This window comes from Pseudomonas sp. LFM046, assembly GCF_000949385.2.
In the GTDB taxonomy this organism is placed as follows: Bacteria; Pseudomonadota; Gammaproteobacteria; order Pseudomonadales; family Pseudomonadaceae; genus Metapseudomonas.
Genome location: NZ_JYKO02000001.1, coordinates 2,060,887 through 2,077,665 on the forward strand (window position 1 = coordinate 2,060,887; position 16,779 = coordinate 2,077,665).

16 protein-coding genes are annotated in these 16,779 nt (G+C 62.5%); 13 read left to right on the plus strand and 3 right to left on the minus strand.

Features of this window, described 5'->3' with window-relative positions; all coding sequences use genetic code 11:
* The first annotated feature begins 168 nt into the window (after positions 1-168).
* Complete coding sequence (locus TQ98_RS09560; RefSeq protein ID WP_103103137.1) at positions 169-1,071, plus strand: amino acid ABC transporter permease; 903 nt, start codon at positions 169-171, stop codon at positions 1,069-1,071.
* Complete coding sequence (locus TQ98_RS09565) at positions 1,064-1,798, plus strand: amino acid ABC transporter ATP-binding protein (protein WP_044875197.1); 735 nt, start codon at positions 1,064-1,066, stop codon at positions 1,796-1,798. Before TQ98_RS09560 ends, TQ98_RS09565 begins: the two co-directional genes overlap by 8 nt.
* A gap of 99 nt (positions 1,799-1,897) precedes the next feature.
* Here TQ98_RS09565 and TQ98_RS09570 read toward each other — a convergent pair whose 3' ends face one another.
* The gene (locus TQ98_RS09570) at positions 1,898-2,437 is read right to left on the minus strand and encodes an exonuclease domain-containing protein (RefSeq protein WP_044875198.1); all 540 of its coding nucleotides are present in this window, start codon (positions 2,435-2,437) and stop codon (positions 1,898-1,900) included.
* A gap of 111 nt (positions 2,438-2,548) precedes the next feature.
* Here TQ98_RS09570 and TQ98_RS09575 point away from each other — a divergent pair, with 111 nt between their 5' ends.
* Positions 2,549-3,421, plus strand: coding sequence for an NAD(P)-dependent oxidoreductase (locus tag TQ98_RS09575; protein WP_044875199.1), 873 nt, complete (start codon positions 2,549-2,551; stop codon positions 3,419-3,421).
* 131 nt (positions 3,422-3,552) lie between these two features.
* Here the strand turns inward: TQ98_RS09575 and TQ98_RS09580 are convergent, their stop codons facing one another.
* On the minus strand, positions 3,553-3,894 hold the full coding sequence (locus TQ98_RS09580) for a DMT family protein (protein ID WP_044875200.1): 342 nt from the start codon (positions 3,892-3,894) through the stop codon (positions 3,553-3,555).
* 71 nt (positions 3,895-3,965) lie between these two features.
* Here TQ98_RS09580 and TQ98_RS09585 point away from each other — a divergent pair, with 71 nt between their 5' ends.
* From TQ98_RS09585 to TQ98_RS09595, 3 genes are read left to right on the plus strand one after another with little or no spacing between them, the layout of a single operon-like run.
* The gene (locus tag TQ98_RS09585) at positions 3,966-4,817 is read left to right on the plus strand and encodes a hypothetical protein (RefSeq protein ID WP_044875201.1); all 852 of its coding nucleotides are present in this window, start codon (positions 3,966-3,968) and stop codon (positions 4,815-4,817) included.
* A gap of 46 nt (positions 4,818-4,863) precedes the next feature.
* The gene (locus TQ98_RS09590) at positions 4,864-5,121 is read left to right on the plus strand and encodes a YkgJ family cysteine cluster protein (protein ID WP_082073318.1); all 258 of its coding nucleotides are present in this window, start codon (positions 4,864-4,866) and stop codon (positions 5,119-5,121) included.
* Positions 5,122-5,169: 48 nt separating this feature from the next.
* On the plus strand, positions 5,170-5,772 hold the full coding sequence (locus tag TQ98_RS09595) for an START domain-containing protein (protein ID WP_044875202.1): 603 nt from the start codon (positions 5,170-5,172) through the stop codon (positions 5,770-5,772).
* Between the two features lie 59 nt (positions 5,773-5,831).
* Here TQ98_RS09595 and gltA read toward each other — a convergent pair whose 3' ends face one another.
* A complete protein-coding gene (gene gltA / locus TQ98_RS09600; protein WP_044875203.1) occupies positions 5,832-7,118 on the minus strand; it encodes a citrate synthase in 1,287 nt (428 codons plus the stop codon).
* A gap of 362 nt (positions 7,119-7,480) precedes the next feature.
* On the opposite strand from gltA, the gene sdhC reads away from it, so the two are divergent.
* The 7 genes from sdhC to lpdA all read left to right on the plus strand — a co-directional run bounded on the left by sdhC (position 7,481) and on the right by lpdA (position 16,578).
* Entirely contained in the window at positions 7,481-7,855 is a 375-nt protein-coding gene (gene sdhC / locus TQ98_RS09605; protein WP_044875204.1) for a succinate dehydrogenase, cytochrome b556 subunit, read from the plus strand.
* Positions 7,849-8,217 carry a succinate dehydrogenase, hydrophobic membrane anchor protein gene (gene sdhD / locus TQ98_RS09610; protein WP_044875205.1) on the plus strand — a complete coding sequence of 123 codons (369 nt, stop codon included), beginning with the start codon at positions 7,849-7,851 and terminating at the stop codon, positions 8,215-8,217. The genes sdhC and sdhD overlap by 7 nt, the downstream gene beginning before the upstream one ends.
* A gap of 3 nt (positions 8,218-8,220) precedes the next feature.
* Complete coding sequence (gene sdhA / locus TQ98_RS09615) at positions 8,221-9,993, plus strand: succinate dehydrogenase flavoprotein subunit (RefSeq protein WP_044875206.1); 1,773 nt, start codon at positions 8,221-8,223, stop codon at positions 9,991-9,993.
* An 11-nt stretch (positions 9,994-10,004) separates the two neighbouring features.
* Positions 10,005-10,721, plus strand: coding sequence for a succinate dehydrogenase iron-sulfur subunit (locus TQ98_RS09620; RefSeq protein ID WP_044875207.1), 717 nt, complete (start codon positions 10,005-10,007; stop codon positions 10,719-10,721).
* A 242-nt stretch (positions 10,722-10,963) separates the two neighbouring features.
* Positions 10,964-13,795: a 2-oxoglutarate dehydrogenase E1 component gene (locus TQ98_RS09625; protein WP_044875208.1), complete on the plus strand. Its 2,832-nt coding sequence runs from the start codon at positions 10,964-10,966 to the stop codon at positions 13,793-13,795.
* Between the two features lie 44 nt (positions 13,796-13,839).
* Entirely contained in the window at positions 13,840-15,072 is a 1,233-nt protein-coding gene (gene odhB, locus TQ98_RS09630; protein WP_044875209.1) for a 2-oxoglutarate dehydrogenase complex dihydrolipoyllysine-residue succinyltransferase, read from the plus strand.
* A gap of 69 nt (positions 15,073-15,141) precedes the next feature.
* On the plus strand, positions 15,142-16,578 hold the full coding sequence (gene lpdA, locus TQ98_RS09635) for a dihydrolipoyl dehydrogenase (RefSeq protein ID WP_044875210.1): 1,437 nt from the start codon (positions 15,142-15,144) through the stop codon (positions 16,576-16,578).
* Positions 16,579-16,779: the final 201 nt, after the last annotated feature.

Here is a 16,779-nt window from a genome sequence, read left to right on the forward strand (position 1 = left end):
CCCGCCCCAGTCGATTGCGCCCTTGAAGCCTGAGGCCGAGAACTCTCCATGAATACGCAAAAAAAACTTCAACTGCCGTGGCAAGCGCTGGGCAAGGGCCCCGCGCGAGCAGGGTCAAAACGGGCCGGCCAGTTGCACTGGCACCTGCTGACAGGTCTGATCCTGCTCATGCTGGCCTACACGCTCTGGTATTCCACCTCGCTGATTTCCTATGAGTGGCGCTGGAACCGCGTGCCCCAGTACTTCGCCTACCAGGCGGAAGAAGGCCAGCGGGCCGCCGACTACGGCACCGTCAGCGCCATCGTCGAGGCCGGCGGCAACGCCCGCGTGACCCTGGCCGCCGAGGGCGGCCAGGAGCAGGTGCTGGAAGTGGCCGAGGACAGCCTGCAGGTCAGCCAGGGCGACGAGGTTTCCGAAGGCGACCAGATCGGTGTGACCCGTCACTGGGCGGCCGGCCCGCTGCTCTGGGGCCTCTGGACCACCCTGTGGATTTCCGCGCTGTCCGGCGCCATCGGTCTGCTGATCGGCCTGTTCACCGGCCTCTGCCGGCTGTCGCCCAACCCCACGCTGCGCGACCTGTCCACCGTCTATGTCGAACTGGTACGCGGCACGCCGCTGCTGGTGCAGATCTTCATCTTCTACTTCTTCATCGGCACGGTGCTGAACCTCTCCCGCGAGTTCGCCGGGGTGGCGGCGCTGGCGCTGTTCACCGGTGCCTATGTGGGCGAGATCGTCCGCGCCGGCGTGCAGTCCATTGCTCGTGGCCAGAACGAAGCGGCCCGTTCCCTGGGCCTGACCGGCGGCCAGTCCATGCGCCACGTGATCCTGCCCCAGGCCTTCAAGCGCGTGCTGCCGCCCCTGGCCGGGCAGTTCATCAGCCTGGTGAAGGACACCTCGCTGGTCTCGGTGATCGCCATCACCGAGCTGACCAAGAGCGGCCGCGAAGCGATCACCACCTCGTTCTCCACCTTCGAGATCTGGTTCTGCGTAGCGGCGCTCTACCTGCTCATCAACCTGCCGCTGTCGCAAATCGCCAACAGTCTGGAGCGGAGGCTCGGGAAAAGTGATTGAAGTCCGTGATCTGGTTAAGACCTTCAACGCTCGTGGTCAATTGGTACGTGCGGTAGACAATGTCGGCACCTCGGTGGCCAAGGGCGAAGTACTGGTGGTACTGGGGCCGTCCGGCTCGGGCAAGTCCACCTTCCTGCGCTGCCTGAACGGCCTGGAAGAGCTGGACTCCGGCTCGATCGTCATCGACGGTGTCGACCTCGCCGACCCGAAGACCGACGTGAACGCCTACCGCCGCGAGGTAGGCATGGTGTTCCAGCACTTCAACCTGTTCCCGCACATGACCGTGCTGGAGAACCTCTGCCTGGCGCAGAAAGTGGTGCGCAAACGCGGCAAGGCCGAGCGCGAGGCCAAGGCCCAGGCGCTGCTGGCCAAGGTCGGTATCGCGCAGAAGGCCAACGAGTACCCCTCGCGCCTCTCCGGCGGCCAGCAGCAGCGCGTGGCCATCGCCCGTGCCCTGTGCATGGAGCCCAAGGTGATGCTGTTCGACGAACCCACCTCGGCGCTGGACCCGGAAATGGTCGGCGAAGTGCTGGACGTGATGAAGCAGCTGGCCCAGGAAGGCATGACCATGGTCTGCGTGACCCACGAAATGGGCTTCGCTCGCGAAGTGGCGGACCGGGTGCTGTTCTTCGACCACGGCAAACTGCTGGAAGACGCGCCCCCCGCGCAGTTCTTCTCCCAGCCTAAGGACCCGCGGGCGCAGGCCTTCCTCGGTCAGGTGCTTTGACGCAGGAATGACCTTGCAGGGTGGGGCATGGCTCAGCCATGTCCACCCCTGGAGGGGCCGAGCCTGCGGGTTGTTAGCGCTTCAAAGGGGCAGCAGTCTCTAGGGCAAGGCCAGCGGCAATAGTCGAGCGGTATTGCGGGCATCTTCCAGGGCGCGATGTTGCTGGCCCTGGAAATTCAGGCCGGCCAATTGCAGCGCGGCATGCAGTCCCACGGCGCGCCTGAGCTGGCGCGCTTCGGCAAAGCGCTGCTTGAGATTCAGGTGAGGCACGGCGGCCAGCAGGCTGTCCAGGCCGTGCATCCGCCACTCCTGTTCCAGTTGTCGGCGATCGTAGTCACCCCAACTGGCCCAGCCCACCAGACGCGGGCTATGGTGGCCGAGCCAGCGCTCGAAGGCCGGCCAGACCTGGGGCAGGTTTGCGGCACCGTCCACATCCGCCTGGCTGATATGAGTGAGCTGGCGGCAGAAACCGGTCAGGCAGGGCCGTCGTACCGGCCGCACGAAACGCTGGAAATGGTCCACCTCATGACCATCCGCACGCACCAGCGATGCACCGATCTCGATGATTTCCATTTCCTCCAGGGGCCAGCCACCTTCTTCGGTGGTGGCTTCCAGGTCGATGACCAGCCAGTGGGGCATGCGAATCTCCTTGGCAACGAACGGTCCAGCCACGAGCGAGTATGGTGGCGCTTTCGCGGGGCGGCAAACTGCGTGTTAGGCTTTTCCGCAGGTCGACGAAGGAGAACAACAATGGCTGAAGTAGCGTTCATCGGTCTGGGGGTGATGGGCTTCAACATGGCTGGGCACCTGGCCTGCGAAGGGCATTCGGTGCGGGTCTACAACCGTTCGGCCGCCAAGGCTGAGCTCTGGTGCGACGAGTTCGGCGGTGATGCCTTCCCCACTCCGCGAGAGGCGGCGGCAGGGGCGGAGTTCGTGATGGTCTGCGTCGGCAATGACGACGACTTGCGCGCCGTGCTTCTGGGGGCGGATGGCGCCTTCGCCGGCATGGCGCCCGGTTCGATCCTGGTGGACCACACCACGGCGTCGGCGGATGTGGCTCGGGAAATGGCGGTCCTGGCCGCCGAGCGTGAACTGGGCTTCCTTGATGCGCCGGTTTCTGGCGGTCAGGCAGGGGCTGAAGCGGGCATGCTGTCGGTGATGGTGGGGGGCGAGCAGGCGTTCTTTGACCGGGCGGCTCCGGTGATCGACAGCTACGCCAAGATGACCCGCCGCATGGGCCCTGTCGGCAGCGGGCAGTTGACCAAGATGGTCAACCAGATCTGCGTCGGCGGCTTATTGCAAGGGCTCGCCGAGGCGCTGCATTTTGCCCAGTGCGCCGGACTGGACGCCCAGGCCGCCATGGAGGTGATCAGCAAGGGGGCGGCCCAGTCCTGGCAGCAGGAGCATCGCCACCAGACCATGCTGGAGGGCCAATTCGATTTCGGCTTTGCCGTGGACTGGATGCGCAAGGACCTGTCCATCGTGCTGGATGAGGCTGCGCGCAATGGCGCGCAATTGCCGGTGACGGCGCTGGTGGACCAGTTCTATGCGGAGGTCCAGGCCATGGGGGGCGGGCGCTGGGATACCTCAAGCCTGATCGCACGGCTGAAAAAGCCGGCATAGCAGGTACGCGAGGACTAGGCGTCCCTGAGCTAAGACCAGGCTAGGCGGAAAGCGGGGAGAAGGCGGAGTTGACGACCGTCAATGAGCATTCGAGCCGATTTCCAACAACGCCTGGTCGACGATCAGGTCGCCTAGCTGCGGAAAATGAAGTAGACGGCGCCCAGCAGGCAAAACCCCGCCCACAGATAGTCCAGCTTCAGCGGCTGCTGCATGTAGAGCACGCTGAAGGGGACGAATACGGCCAGGGTCACCACTTCCTGCATGATCTTCAGCTGGCCGACCGAGAGCTCCGTGTAGCCGATTCGGTTGGCCGGCACCATGATCATGTATTCGAACAGGGCAATGCCCCAGCTGACCAGTGCAGCAATCACCCAGGGTTTGGTGTTGAGGGTCTTCAGGTGCCCATACCAGGCGAACGTCATGAAGATGTTGGACAGGGTGAGTAAGGTGGCGGTCTGCATCCAGACGGGCATGGTGGGAGAGTCTCTGTTGAGAGGGGGGCGCAAGCCTAATGGGTCCTGATTCTCAAGGAAAGGGGCGGTTCATGACCTCGTGGCGCGGGTTCAGCTTCGCACTGCTGGTGTTGCTCGGGGTGCTGATCGCGGTTCTGCGGGCCGCCGACACCTGGCGCAAGGAGCCAGTGGTGGCTGAGTTGCATCTGCCGCCCGCCTTCGCGGTGGCACGGGATTTCGACTTTGGGCGCTATCGCCTGGCGTGGCGAGGTCAGGCTTTTGTGGTGTATCCGCTGGGCCGGCCGGAAAAGCTGCTCTGGGGCGCCGATGGGGGCTTCCTTGCGGCTGGTATCGGGCAGGCCTATGTCGCCCATGGCGGCGGAGAACTGCGCGACCGGCGTGATCTGCTTTGCCGCGAACAGAGCCTGGAAGCCTTCGAGAGGCTGGGGTCCAGGCTGTTGCTGAAGGGGCATCTGCGCTGCGCAGATGGAAGCCTGAGCAGCTATGTGCTGACCCTGTCCGATGATGGTGAGCGCGGCATGATATTGACGGTGGCCCTGGGAGAGCCGCGGCTGAATCGCCTTTATCTTGCCTGGCGGCGGGACGCGGATGAGCGATTCTTCGGGTTTGGCGAAGTTTCCGGGGGGTACGACATGTCCGGTCGGCGCCTGGTCGTACCGTCCTCCGGCAGCCAGTTGAGGGAGGAGGGGGGCTGGAGCGCTGCGGCGGCCCAGGCCTTCTATCTCACCTCGCGCATGCGCGCCTTCCACAGCCAGTCCGACGCCTATCAGATTTTCGACCTGCGCGACCCGCGGCGCGTTGGGCTGGAGGTCCACGAAGGGAAGCTCACGGCGCGGATCTACAACGGGGACAGCCTGGATGAATTGCGAGCACGTCAGATTTCGGTGATCGGGGGCCTGCCGGCAGCGCCTGTGCCCAAGTAGAATTCATGCTCCCGCTGTCCTGTTCCTGTTTCCGAGGTTCTTCACCATGCATTGCCGCGCCGGCTGCGGTGCCTGCTGCATAGCGCCATCAATCAGCTCTCCGTTGCCGGGTATGCCTGCGGGCAAGCCGGCGGGTGAGCGCTGCCTGCATCTTTCGTCAGAGAACCTTTGCCTGCTGTTCGGCGATCCACGCCGGCCGGCTGTCTGCAGCGACTTCAGTGCTGATCCCGACGTCTGTGGCGACAGCCGGGAGGACGCCATTCGTCTGATCGGCTGGCTCGAACAGGCGACTTCAGCAGCCTAACCGATGCGCCGGCCCAGAGCGCCGGCACTGTATGAGCAAGGAGAGATCATGAAATTCAAGGTCGTGGCGCTTTGCGCCCTGGGTCTGATCGCGGCATCCGCCGCCCATGCCGAGGACTGGAAGCTGGCCAAGGACGAGGACGGTATCAAGGTCTTTCTGAGCGACGTGCCGGGTTCCAAGTACAAGGCTTATCGTGGTGTCGCCACCATGAAGACGGATATCGCCACCCTGCGGGCTCTGCAGGAGGATGTTGTCGGGTCCTGCGCCTGGATCCACGAATGCAAAGATCAGAAGCTGCTCAAGAGCGAAGGTGCGCAGAGTTGGACCTACACCCGCTTCAATACGCCGTGGCCAGTGACGCCGAGGGATTCGGTGTTGCACGTCACTTCGCAACTGGGTGCGGACGGCAGCGTGACGCGTGTCCTCGAAGGTGTGCCGACCTACCTGCCCGAGGCCATCGGCTACGTGCGGGTTACCGAGGTAAGCGGATTCTGGAAACTGGTGCCAAAGGGGGCGGGGGAGGTTGAGGTGACCTACCAGGTGCATACCGAGCCGGGCGGCAGCGTTCCTTCCTGGCTGGCGAACAATTTCGTGGTCGACGCACCCTTCAATACACTGAAAGCGATGCGCGACCGGGCGGAAAGACGTTAGACGAACTGGAAATAAAAAAAGGCTGCCATTGGCAGCCTTTTTCATTTGGGCGGTCAGCCTTACTTGCGGCCGTCCAGCGGCACGAAATCGCGCTGCTCGTAGCCGGTGTACAGCTGGCGCGGACGGCCAATCTTGTACGGGCCGGACAGCATTTCCTTCCAGTGGGAGATCCAGCCCACGGTGCGCGCCAGGGCGAAGATCACGGTGAACATGCTGGTCGGAATGCCAATGGCTTTCAGGATGATGCCCGAGTAGAAGTCCACGTTCGGGTAGAGGTTGCGCTCCTTGAAGTAAGGATCGTTGCGCGCGATCTCTTCCAGCTTCATGGCCAGCTCGAGTTGCGGGTCGTTGATGCCCAGCTCGGCCAGGACCTCGTCGCAGGTCTGCTTCATGACCTTGGCGCGCGGGTCGAAGTTCTTGTAGACGCGGTGGCCGAAGCCCATCAGCTTGAACGGGTCGTTCTTGTCCTTGGCCTTGGCCACGAACTTGTCGATGTTCGAGACATCGCCGATCTCGTCCAGCATGGTCAGCACAGCTTCGTTGGCGCCGCCGTGAGCCGGACCCCAGAGGGCCGCGATACCGGCTGCGATACAGGCGAAGGGGTTGGCGCCGGAGGAACCTGCCAGACGAACGGTGGAAGTAGAAGCGTTCTGCTCGTGGTCTGCATGCAGGATGAAGATGCGGTCCATGGCCTTGGCCAGCACCGGGCTGATCGGTTTGATCTCGGCCGGGGTGTTGAACATCATGTGCAGGAAGTTTTCCGCGTAGTTCAGATCGTTACGCGGGTACATCATGGGCTGGCCCATGGAGTACTTGTAGGCCATGGCCGCGATGGTCGGCATCTTGGCGACCAGGCGCATCGCCGAAACTTCGCGGTGCTGCGGATTATTGATGTCCAGAGAGTCGTGGTAGAAGGCGGAAAGGGCGCCGACCACGCCGCACATGATCGCCATTGGGTGGGCGTCGCGGCGGAAGCCGTTGAAGAAGCTCTTCAGCTGCTCGTGAACCATGGTGTGGTTCTTGATGGTGCCGACGAATTTGGCCTTTTCTTCTGCGTTCGGCAGTTCGCCATTCAGCAGCAGATAGCAGGTTTCCAGATAGTCGGACTTTTCCGCCAGCTGTTCGATCGGATAGCCACGGTGCAGCAATACGCCCTTGTCGCCGTCGATGTAGGTGATCTTCGACTCGCAAGAGGCGGTCGACATAAAGCCAGGATCAAAGGTGAAGCAGCCCGTGGAGGTCAGGCCCCGCACATCGACTACATCGGGTCCCATGGTACCGGACAGAACGGGCAGCTCTACGGGGGCTGCGCCCTCGATGATCAACTGCGCTTTTTTGTCAGCCATAGCGGCCTCCTAGTTATGCTTGAAATCATCAGACAGCCCCCCACGCAGGGCCCGGGACACTATAGAGCTATAAATTCGAATGTCAATTTGAAGAAACCCATGTGGTAGTGGGGTTTGCGTGGGTTTTTCGGTGCAAAAAGGCGGGCTATTTACGCCTTTTATATAGGTAGCGCAATCCGCTATTGGGGGCAGGGGTTTGCATTGTCATTAGTCAGCTAACTGTCTATACTCAGCGCCCGATCACCAAGGGCCTCGAGCCCGTATTCTGGTGGTCGGCACTCCCTTTGGTGAGGGGTACCTGATCAGTGCACTTCCCGACAACTTGCCCTGCTTGTTAGGGGCCTCAGTGTGAAAAAAAAGCCGTGAATAGCCAACGACCTGTAAACCTAGATCTCAGGACCATCAAACTCCCCATCACTGCTTACACGTCCATCCTGCATCGTATCTCTGGCGTCATCCTCTTCTTCGGCATTGCCGTGCTGCTGTTCGCGCTCGACAAGTCGCTGAGCTCCGAGGAAGGCTTCGAGCAGGTTAAAGCGTGCCTGACCAGTCCGCTGGCCAAGCTGGTGATTTGGGGCCTCCTGTCCGCACTGCTTTACCATCTGGTCGCCGGTGTGCGCCATCTGGTAATGGATGCGGGCGTCGGCGAGACGCTCGAGGGCGGCAAGCTGGGCTCGAAAATCGTCATCGTAGTTTCTGCGGTGCTGATCGTGCTGCTGGGGGTGTGGGTATGGTAACCAACGTCACGAACTTCTCGCGTTCGGGTCTCTATGACTGGATGGCCCAGCGTGTTTCTGCGGTCGTTCTCGCGGCTTATTTCCTCTTCCTGCTGGGATATCTGCTGTTCAATCCCGGTCTGACCTATGCCGACTGGCACGGTCTGTTCTCCCACACCGCGATGCGCATCTTCAGCCTGCTGGCCCTCGTCGCCCTGAGCGTTCACGCCTGGGTCGGCATGTGGACCATCTCCACCGACTACCTGACGCCCATGGCGCTGGGCAAGGCGGCAACTGTCGTGCGTTTCCTGTTCCAGGCGGTATGCGGCATGGCAATGTTCGCGTTCTTCGTCTGGGGCGTGCAGATTCTCTGGGGTGTGTGATCCATGGCTAGCATTCGTACTCTCTCTTTCGACGCCATCATCGTAGGTGGCGGCGGCGCCGGCATGCGTGCTGCGCTGCAACTGGCCCAGGGCGGCCACAAGACCGCCGTGGTGACCAAGGTCTTCCCGACCCGCTCCCACACCGTTTCCGCCCAGGGTGGCATCACCTGCGCAATCGCGTCGGCCGACCCGAATGACGATTGGCGCTGGCACATGTACGACACCGTCAAGGGCTCCGACTACATCGGTGACCAGGACGCGATCGAATACATGTGCTCCGTTGGTCCGGAAGCCGTGTTCGAGCTGGAGCACATGGGTCTGCCGTTCTCCCGCACCGAGCAGGGTCGCATCTATCAGCGTCCGTTCGGTGGCCAGTCCAAGGACTTCGGCAAGGGTGGCCAGGCTGCCCGTACCTGTGCCGCTGCCGACCGTACCGGTCACGCGCTGCTGCACACCCTGTATCAGGCCAACCTGAAGAGCGGCACCTCGTTCCTCAACGAGTGGTACGCCGTTGACCTGGTGAAGAACCAGGACGGCGCCATCGTCGGCATCATCGCCATCTGCATCGAGACCGGCGAAACCGTCTACATCCGCTCCAAGGCAGTGGTTCTGGCCACCGGCGGTGCTGGCCGTATCTACGCCTCCACCACCAACGCCCTGATCAATACCGGTGACGGCGTGGGCATGGCCCTGCGCGCTGGTGTGCCGGTTCAGGACATCGAAATGTGGCAGTTCCACCCGACCGGTATCGCCGGCGCCGGCGTGCTGGTGACCGAAGGCTGCCGTGGCGAGGGTGGTTACCTGATCAACGCCCATGGCGAGCGCTTCATGGAGCGTTACGCTCCGAACGCCAAGGACCTGGCCGGTCGCGACGTGGTCGCCCGCTCCATGGTGAAGGAAGTGATCGCCGGCAATGGCGTGGGCCCGAACAAGGACCACGTACTGCTGAAGCTGGACCACCTGGGTGAGGAAGTTCTGCACAGCCGCCTGCCCGGCATTTGCGAGCTGTCCAAGACCTTCGCGCACGTCGACCCGGTCGTCGCGCCGATCCCGGTTATCCCGACCTGCCACTACATGATGGGCGGCGTAGCCACCAACATCCATGGCCAGGCCATCACCCAGGACGCCAACGGCAACGACAAGATCGTCGAAGGCCTGTTTGCTGTGGGCGAAGTGGCTTGCGTATCGGTTCACGGTGCCAACCGCCTGGGCGGCAACTCGCTGCTCGACCTGGTGGTATTCGGCCGTGCTGCCGGTCTGCACCTGGAGAAGGCGCTCAAGGAAGGTATCGACGCGCGCGGCGCCAGCGAGACCGACATCGAGCAGTCCCTCAAGCGTCTGTCCGGCGTCAACGAGCGCAGCAGTGGCGAAGAAGTTGCCCCGCTGAAGCGCGAGCTGCAGCAGTGCATGCAGAACTACTTCGGTGTATTCCGTACCGGCGAATACATGCAGAAGGGCATCGCCCAGCTCGCCGAGCTGCGTGATCGCATCGCCAGCGTCAAGATCAACGACAAGTCCCAGGCCTTCAACACCGCGCGTATCGAAGCGCTGGAGCTGCAGAACCTGCTGGAAGTCGCTGAAGCCACCGCCATCGCCGCGGAAGTCCGTAAAGAGTCCCGTGGCGCCCATGCCCGCGAAGACTTTGAAGACCGCGACGACGAGAACTGGCTGTGCCACACCCTGTACTTCCCGGGTGAGAAGCGCGTTGCCAAGCGCGCCGTCAACTTCGCGCCGAAGACTGTTCCGGCGTTCGAACCCAAAGTACGTACTTATTAAGGGTGGCCGACATGTCCAACAAGCTCACTGTCAGCGTCTATCGCTACAACCCGGAGCGCGATAGCGCTCCGACCATGCAGGATTTCCAGATCGACACCGACGGCAAGGACGTGATGGTCCTCGACGTGCTGGCCCTGATCAAGGAGCAGGACGAGGGCTTCTCCTATCGTCGCTCCTGCCGTGAAGGCGTCTGCGGTTCCGACGGCATGAACATCAACGGCAAGAACGGCCTGGCGTGCATCACTCCGCTGTCCGCCGCCGGTCTGAAGGGCGGCAAGCTGGTGATTCGCCCGCTGCCGGGCCTGCCGGTCATCCGTGACCTCGTGGTCGATATGAGCATCTTCTACAAGCAGTACGAGAAGGTGAAACCCTTCCTGCAGAACGATACTCCGGCTCCGGCCATCGAGCGTCTGCAGTCCCCGGAAGATCGCGAGAAGCTGGACGGTCTGTACGAGTGCATCCTGTGCGCTTGCTGCTCGACCTCCTGCCCGTCCTTCTGGTGGAACCCGGACAAGTTCCTCGGTCCCGCTGCGCTGCTGCAGGCCTACCGTTTCCTGGCCGATAGCCGCGACACCAAGACCGAAGAGCGACTGGCTGCGCTGGACGACCCGTTCAGTGTGTTCCGTTGCCGCGGCATCATGAACTGCGTGAACGTCTGCCCGAAGGGTCTGAACCCGACCAAGGCTATCGGTCACGTACGCAACATGCTGCTGCAGAGCGGTACCTGATTCGATTGCTGTACCCGCAACACCTGCGGTACCGGCCTTGGTCGGTACCGCAGTAAAACCAGGAACGCAGCCCACAAAGCCGTGTTCCTTATTGAAAAAATATATATAGATGACCAGCAGGGGCAACCGGGCTGGTGCCCGGACTATCTGCGGGATCCTTGGTGGCTTCAGTCGCTGTGCCAGGACTTCTTAGCCCTATTGGTTCCATGCCGGTAGTGTCCCCTTATCGAGGGTGACAAAGCATGCAAGAAAGCGAAATGCAGCGCATGTGGAACAGCGCCCACCTATCCGGTGGTAACGCTGCATATGTGGAGGAGCTCTATGAGCTCTACCTGCACGATCCCAACGCTGTGCCCGAAGAGTGGCGCACTTACTTCCAGAAGCTGCCGACCGACGGCAATCTTGCCACCGACGTTTCGCACTCCACCGTCCGTGATCATTTCGTCCTGCTCGCCAAGAATCAGCGCCGCGCCCAGCCGGTTTCCGCTGGTGCAGTAAGCAGTGAACACGAGAAGAAGCAGGTTGAAGTCCTGCGTTTGATCCAGGCTTTCCGCATGCGCGGCCATCAGGCCTCCAAGCTCGACCCGCTTGGCCTGTGGCAGCGTCCGGCTCCGGCTGACCTGTCGATCCGTCACTACGGACTGACCGATGCCGACCTCGATACCACCTTCCGTACTGGTGAGCTCTACATCGGCAAGGAAGAGGCTACTCTGCGCGAGATTCAGCAGACCCTCAACGAGACGTATTGCCGCACCATCGGTGCCGAGTTCACCCACATCGTCGATTCCGAGCAACGCAAGTGGTTCCAGCAGCGTCTGGAAAGCGTGCGCGGCCGTCCCGCGTTCTCGCCGGAAGTCCAGAGCCACCTGCTGGAGCGCCTGACCGCTGCCGAAGGCCTGGAGAAGTACCTGGGCACTAAATACCCGGGCACCAAGCGTTTCGGCCTGGAAGGTGGCGAGAGCCTGATTCCTCTGCTGGACGAGATCATCCAGCGCTCCGGCTCCTATGGCCTCAAGGAAATCGTCATCGGCATGGCCCACCGCGGCCGTCTGAACGTCCTGGTCAATACCTTCGGCAAGAACCCGCGCGATCTGTTCGACGAGTTCGAAGGCAAGAAGACCGAGGGTCTGTCCTCCGGTGACGTGAAGTACCACCAGGGCTTCTCCTCCAACGTCATGACCCCGGGCGGCGAAGTCCACCTGGCCCTGGCGTTCAACCCGTCCCACCTGGAAATCGTTTCCCCGGTGGTCGAGGGTTCCGTGCGTGCCCGTCAGGACCGCCGCCAGGACAAGACCGGCGACAAGGTTCTGCCGATCTCCATCCACGGCGACGCGGCCTTTGCCGGTCAGGGCGTGGTCATGGAAACCTTCCAGATGTCGCAGACCCGTGGCTACAAGACGGGCGGCACCATCCACATCGTCATCAACAACCAGGTTGGCTTCACCACCAGCCGTCCGGAAGACTCTCGCTCCACCGAGTACTGCACCGACGTCGCCAAGATGATCCAGGCGCCGATCCTGCACGTGAACGGTGACGACCCGGAAGCCGTACTGTTCGTGACCCAGCTGGCTGTCGACTACCGCATGCAGTTCAAGCGTGACGTGGTCATCGACCTGGTCTGCTACCGCCGTCGTGGCCACAACGAGGCCGACGAGCCTAGCGGCACCCAGCCGCTGATGTACCAGCAGATCACCAAGCAGCGCACCACCCGTGAGCTGTACGCCGATGCCCTGAGCGCCTCCAGCGTTCTGGATGTCGCTGCCATTCAGGCCAAGGTGGACGAGTACCGTACCGCCCTGGACAACGGCCAGCACGTGGTGAAGAGCCTGGTGAAGGAGCCCAACAAGGAGCTCTTCGTCGACTGGCGCCCCTACCTGGGCCATGCCTGGACTGCCCGCCACGACACCCGCTTCGATCTGAAGACCCTACAGGAACTCTCCACCAAGCTGCAGGAGATCCCGGAAGGCTTCGTGGTCCAGCGCCAGGTCGCCAAGATCCTCGAAGACCGCCAGAAGATGGGCGCCGGCGCCATGCCGATCAACTGGGGCTACGCCGAGACCATGGCCTACGCCACCCTGTTGTTCGAAGGCCACCCGGTTCGCATCACCGGCCAGGACGTGGGCCGTGGCACCTTCTCGCACCGCCACGCGGCGCTGCACAGCCAGAAGGACGCCAGGACCTACCTGCCGCTGCAGCACCTGTTCGCTGATCAGCCGAAGTTCGATCTTTACGACTCGTACCTGTCGGAAGAGGCGGTACTGGCGTTCGAATACGGCTACTCCACCACCACGCCGAACGCGCTGGTGATCTGGGAAGCCCAGTTCGGTGACTTCGCCAACGGCGCCCAGGTGGTGGTCGACCAGTTCATCACCAGCGGCGAGCACAAGTGGGGTCGCCTGTGCGGCCTGACCATGCTGCTGCCCCACGGCTACGAAGGCCAGGGGCCGGAGCACTCCTCTGCGCGCCTGGAGCGTTACCTGCAGCTGTGCGCCGAGCACAACATCCAGGTCTGTGTGCCGACCACTCCGGCGCAGGTCTACCACATGCTGCGCCGCCAGGTGATCCGCCCGCTGCGCAAGCCGCTGGTGGCCCTGACTCCGAAGTCCCTGCTTCGTCACAAGCTGGCCATCTCGACCCTGGAAGATCTGGCCGAAGGCTCCTTCCAGACCGTCATCGACGAGATCGACGCGATCGATCCGAAGAAAGTGGACCGCCTGATCCTGTGCAGCGGCAAGGTCTATTACGACTTGCTGGAGAAGCGTCGTGCCGAAGGCCGCGAAGATATCGCCATCGTGCGTATCGAGCAGCTGTATCCGTTCCCTGAGGACGACCTGGCTGAAGTTCTGGCTCCGTACAAGAACCTCAAGCACATCGTCTGGTGCCAGGAAGAGCCGATGAACCAGGGCGCCTGGTATTGCAGCCAGCACCACATGCGTCGCGTCGCGGCAGCCCACAAGAAGGGTCTGTTCCTCGAGTACGCCGGTCGTGAAGGCTCCGCAGCACCGGCTTGCGGCTACGCCTCCATGCACGCTGAGCAGCAGGAAAAACTGCTGCAAGACGCCTTTACTGTTTAACGCCTTCGCGCAGAAGAAACCGAATTAGATAGGAACCCTGAATAATGGCTATCGAGATCAAAGCCCCCACTTTCCCGGAATCGGTTGCCGACGGCACCGTGGCTACCTGGCACAAGAAGCCGGGCGATGCAGTCAAGCGCGACGAGCTGATCGTTGACATCGAAACCGACAAAGTGGTCATGGAAGTCCTGGCTGAAGCCGACGGCGTCCTGGCTGAAATCGTCAAGAACGAGGGCGACACCGTCCTCAGCGGCGAACTGCTCGGCAAGCTGAACGCTGGCGCTGCTGCTGCCGCTCCTGCCGCCGCCGCTCCGGCTGCTGCTCCCGCTGCCCAGGCTGCTGCTCCTGCCGCCGCTGCCGGCGACGACGCCATCCTGTCCCCGGCCGCCCGCAAGCTGGCCGAGGAGAACGGCATCGACCCGAACAGCATCGCCGGTACCGGCAAGGGCGGTCGCGTAACCAAGGAAGACGTGGTTGCCGCCGTTGAAGCCAAGAAGTCCGCCCCGGCTGCTGCTCCTGCCGCTGCCAAGCCGGCCGCTCCGGCTGGCGAGGCACCGATCTTCGGCGCTGGCGATCGCATCGAGAAGCGCGTGCCGATGACCCGCCTGCGTGCCAAGGTCGCCGAGCGCCTGGTCGAAGCCCAGTCCACCATGGCCATGCTGACTACCTACAACGAAGTCAACATGAAGCCGATCATGGACCTGCGTGCCAAGTACAAGGACCTGTTCGAGAAGAAGCACAACGGCATTCGCCTGGGCTTCATGTCCTTCTTCGTCAAGGCGGCCACCGAGGCGCTCAAGCGCTTCCCGGGCGTCAACGCGTCGATCGACGGCAACGACATCGTCTACCACGGCTACCAGGACATCGGCGTTGCCGTATCCAGCGACCGTGGCCTGGTGGTACCGGTGCTGCGCAATGCCGAGTTCATGAGCCTGGCTGAAATCGAAGGCGGCATCGCTGACTTCGGCAAGAAGGCCAAGGCCGGCAAGCTGACCATCGAGGAGATGACTGGCGGTACCTTCACCATCTCCAACGGTGGCGTGTTCGGATCGCTGCTCTCCAGCCCGATCGTCAACCCGCCGCAAACCGCCATCCTCGGCATGCACAAGATCCAGGAACGCCCGATGGCCGTTAACGGTCAGGTCGTGATCCTGCCGATGATGTACCTGGCCCTGTCCTACGACCACCGCCTGATCGATGGCAAGGAGGCTGTAAGCTTCCTGGTCACCATCAAGGACCTGCTGGAAGACCCGGCTCGTCTGCTGCTCGACATCTGATCGGCAGTCTCTCTTCACGGCGGCCCCCCTTACAGGGGCCGTCCGGTTTCATACGAGAAGGAATGAGTTATGACCCAGAAATTCGACGTGGTAGTGATTGGTGCGGGCCCCGGTGGCTACGTTGCCGCCATCAAGGCCGCTCAGCTCGGCCTGAAGACCGCCTGCATCGAGAAGTACCAGGACAAGGAAGGCAAGACCGCTCTGGGCGGCACCTGCCTGAACGTCGGCTGCATTCCGTCGAAGGCGCTGCTGGACAGCTCCTACAAGTACCACGAGGCCCACGAGGCCTTCAAAGTTCACGGTATCGATGCCAAGGGCGTGTCCATTGACGTACCGACCATGGTCGGTCGCAAGAACACCATCGTTAAGAACCTGACCGGCGGTGTCGCCACCCTGTTCAAGGCCAACGGTGTCACCCTGCTGGAAGGTCACGGCAAGCTGCTGGCCAACAAGCAGGTTGAAGTCACCGGTTCCGACGGCAAGGTACAGGTCGTTGAAGCCGTGAATGTGATCCTGGCGTCCGGTTCCAAGCCGGTAGACATTCCGCCGGCCCCGGTCGATCAAGACGTCATCGTCGACTCCACCGGTGCCCTGGACTTCCAGGCCGTTCCGAAGAAGCTGGGCGTGATCGGTGCTGGTGTGATCGGCCTCGAACTGGGCTCCGTGTGGGCTCGCCTGGGTGCCGAAGTGACCGTCATCGAAGCCCTGGAGAAATTCCTCCCGGCCGCCGACGAGCAGGTTTCCAAGGAGGCCCTGAAGGTCCTGACCAAGCAGGGTCTGAAGATTCGCCTGGGTGCCCGCGTGACCGGCTCCGAAGTGAAGAAGAAGCAGGTTACCGTCAGCTTCACCGATGCCAACGGCGAGCAGAAGGAAACCTTCGACAAGCTGATCGTTGCCGTGGGCCGTCGTCCGGTAACCACCGATCTGCTGGCTGCCGACAGCGGCGTGACCCTCGACGAACGCGGCTTCATCTTCGTCGACGACAACTGCGCCACCAGCGTTCCTGGCGTGTACGCCATCGGTGACGTGGTACGTGGCGCCATGCTGGCCCACAAGGCCTCGGAAGAGGGCATCATGGTCGCCGAGCGCATCGCCGGCCACAAAGCCCAGATGAACTATGACCTGATCCCGTCGGTCATCTATACCCACCCGGAAATCGCGTGGGTCGGCAAGACCGAGCAGACCCTGAAGGCCGAAGGCGTTGAGATCAACGTCGGCACCTTCCCGTTCGCTGCCAGCGGTCGCGCCATGGCCGCCAACGACACCGCCGGTTTCGTCAAGGTCATCGCCGATGCCAAGACCGACCGCGTGCTGGGCGTCCATGTGATCGGCCCGAGCGCTGCCGAGCTCGTCCAGCAAGGCGCCATCGGCATGGAATTCGGCACCAGCGCCGAAGACCTGGGCATGATGGTCTTCTCGCACCCGACCCTGTCCGAAGCGCTGCACGAAGCGGCACTCGCTGTGAATGGCCACGCCATTCACATCGCCAACCGCAAGAAGCGCTAAGCGACATCCCCTGCACAGGCCGCGCGCGTGGGCTGTGCAGGGTTCAGAACCACGGCGGGTGGCCCGTCGTGAGCACCGGTTGAATGATCGGAGTTCACCGCGGAAATCCCGCCGGACTGCCTTCAACAGCAGTCACAGGTGGCGCGGCACCACGAATGCAGCGCCGAATGCGCAATACCTAAACGAAGACGGTAGACAAGC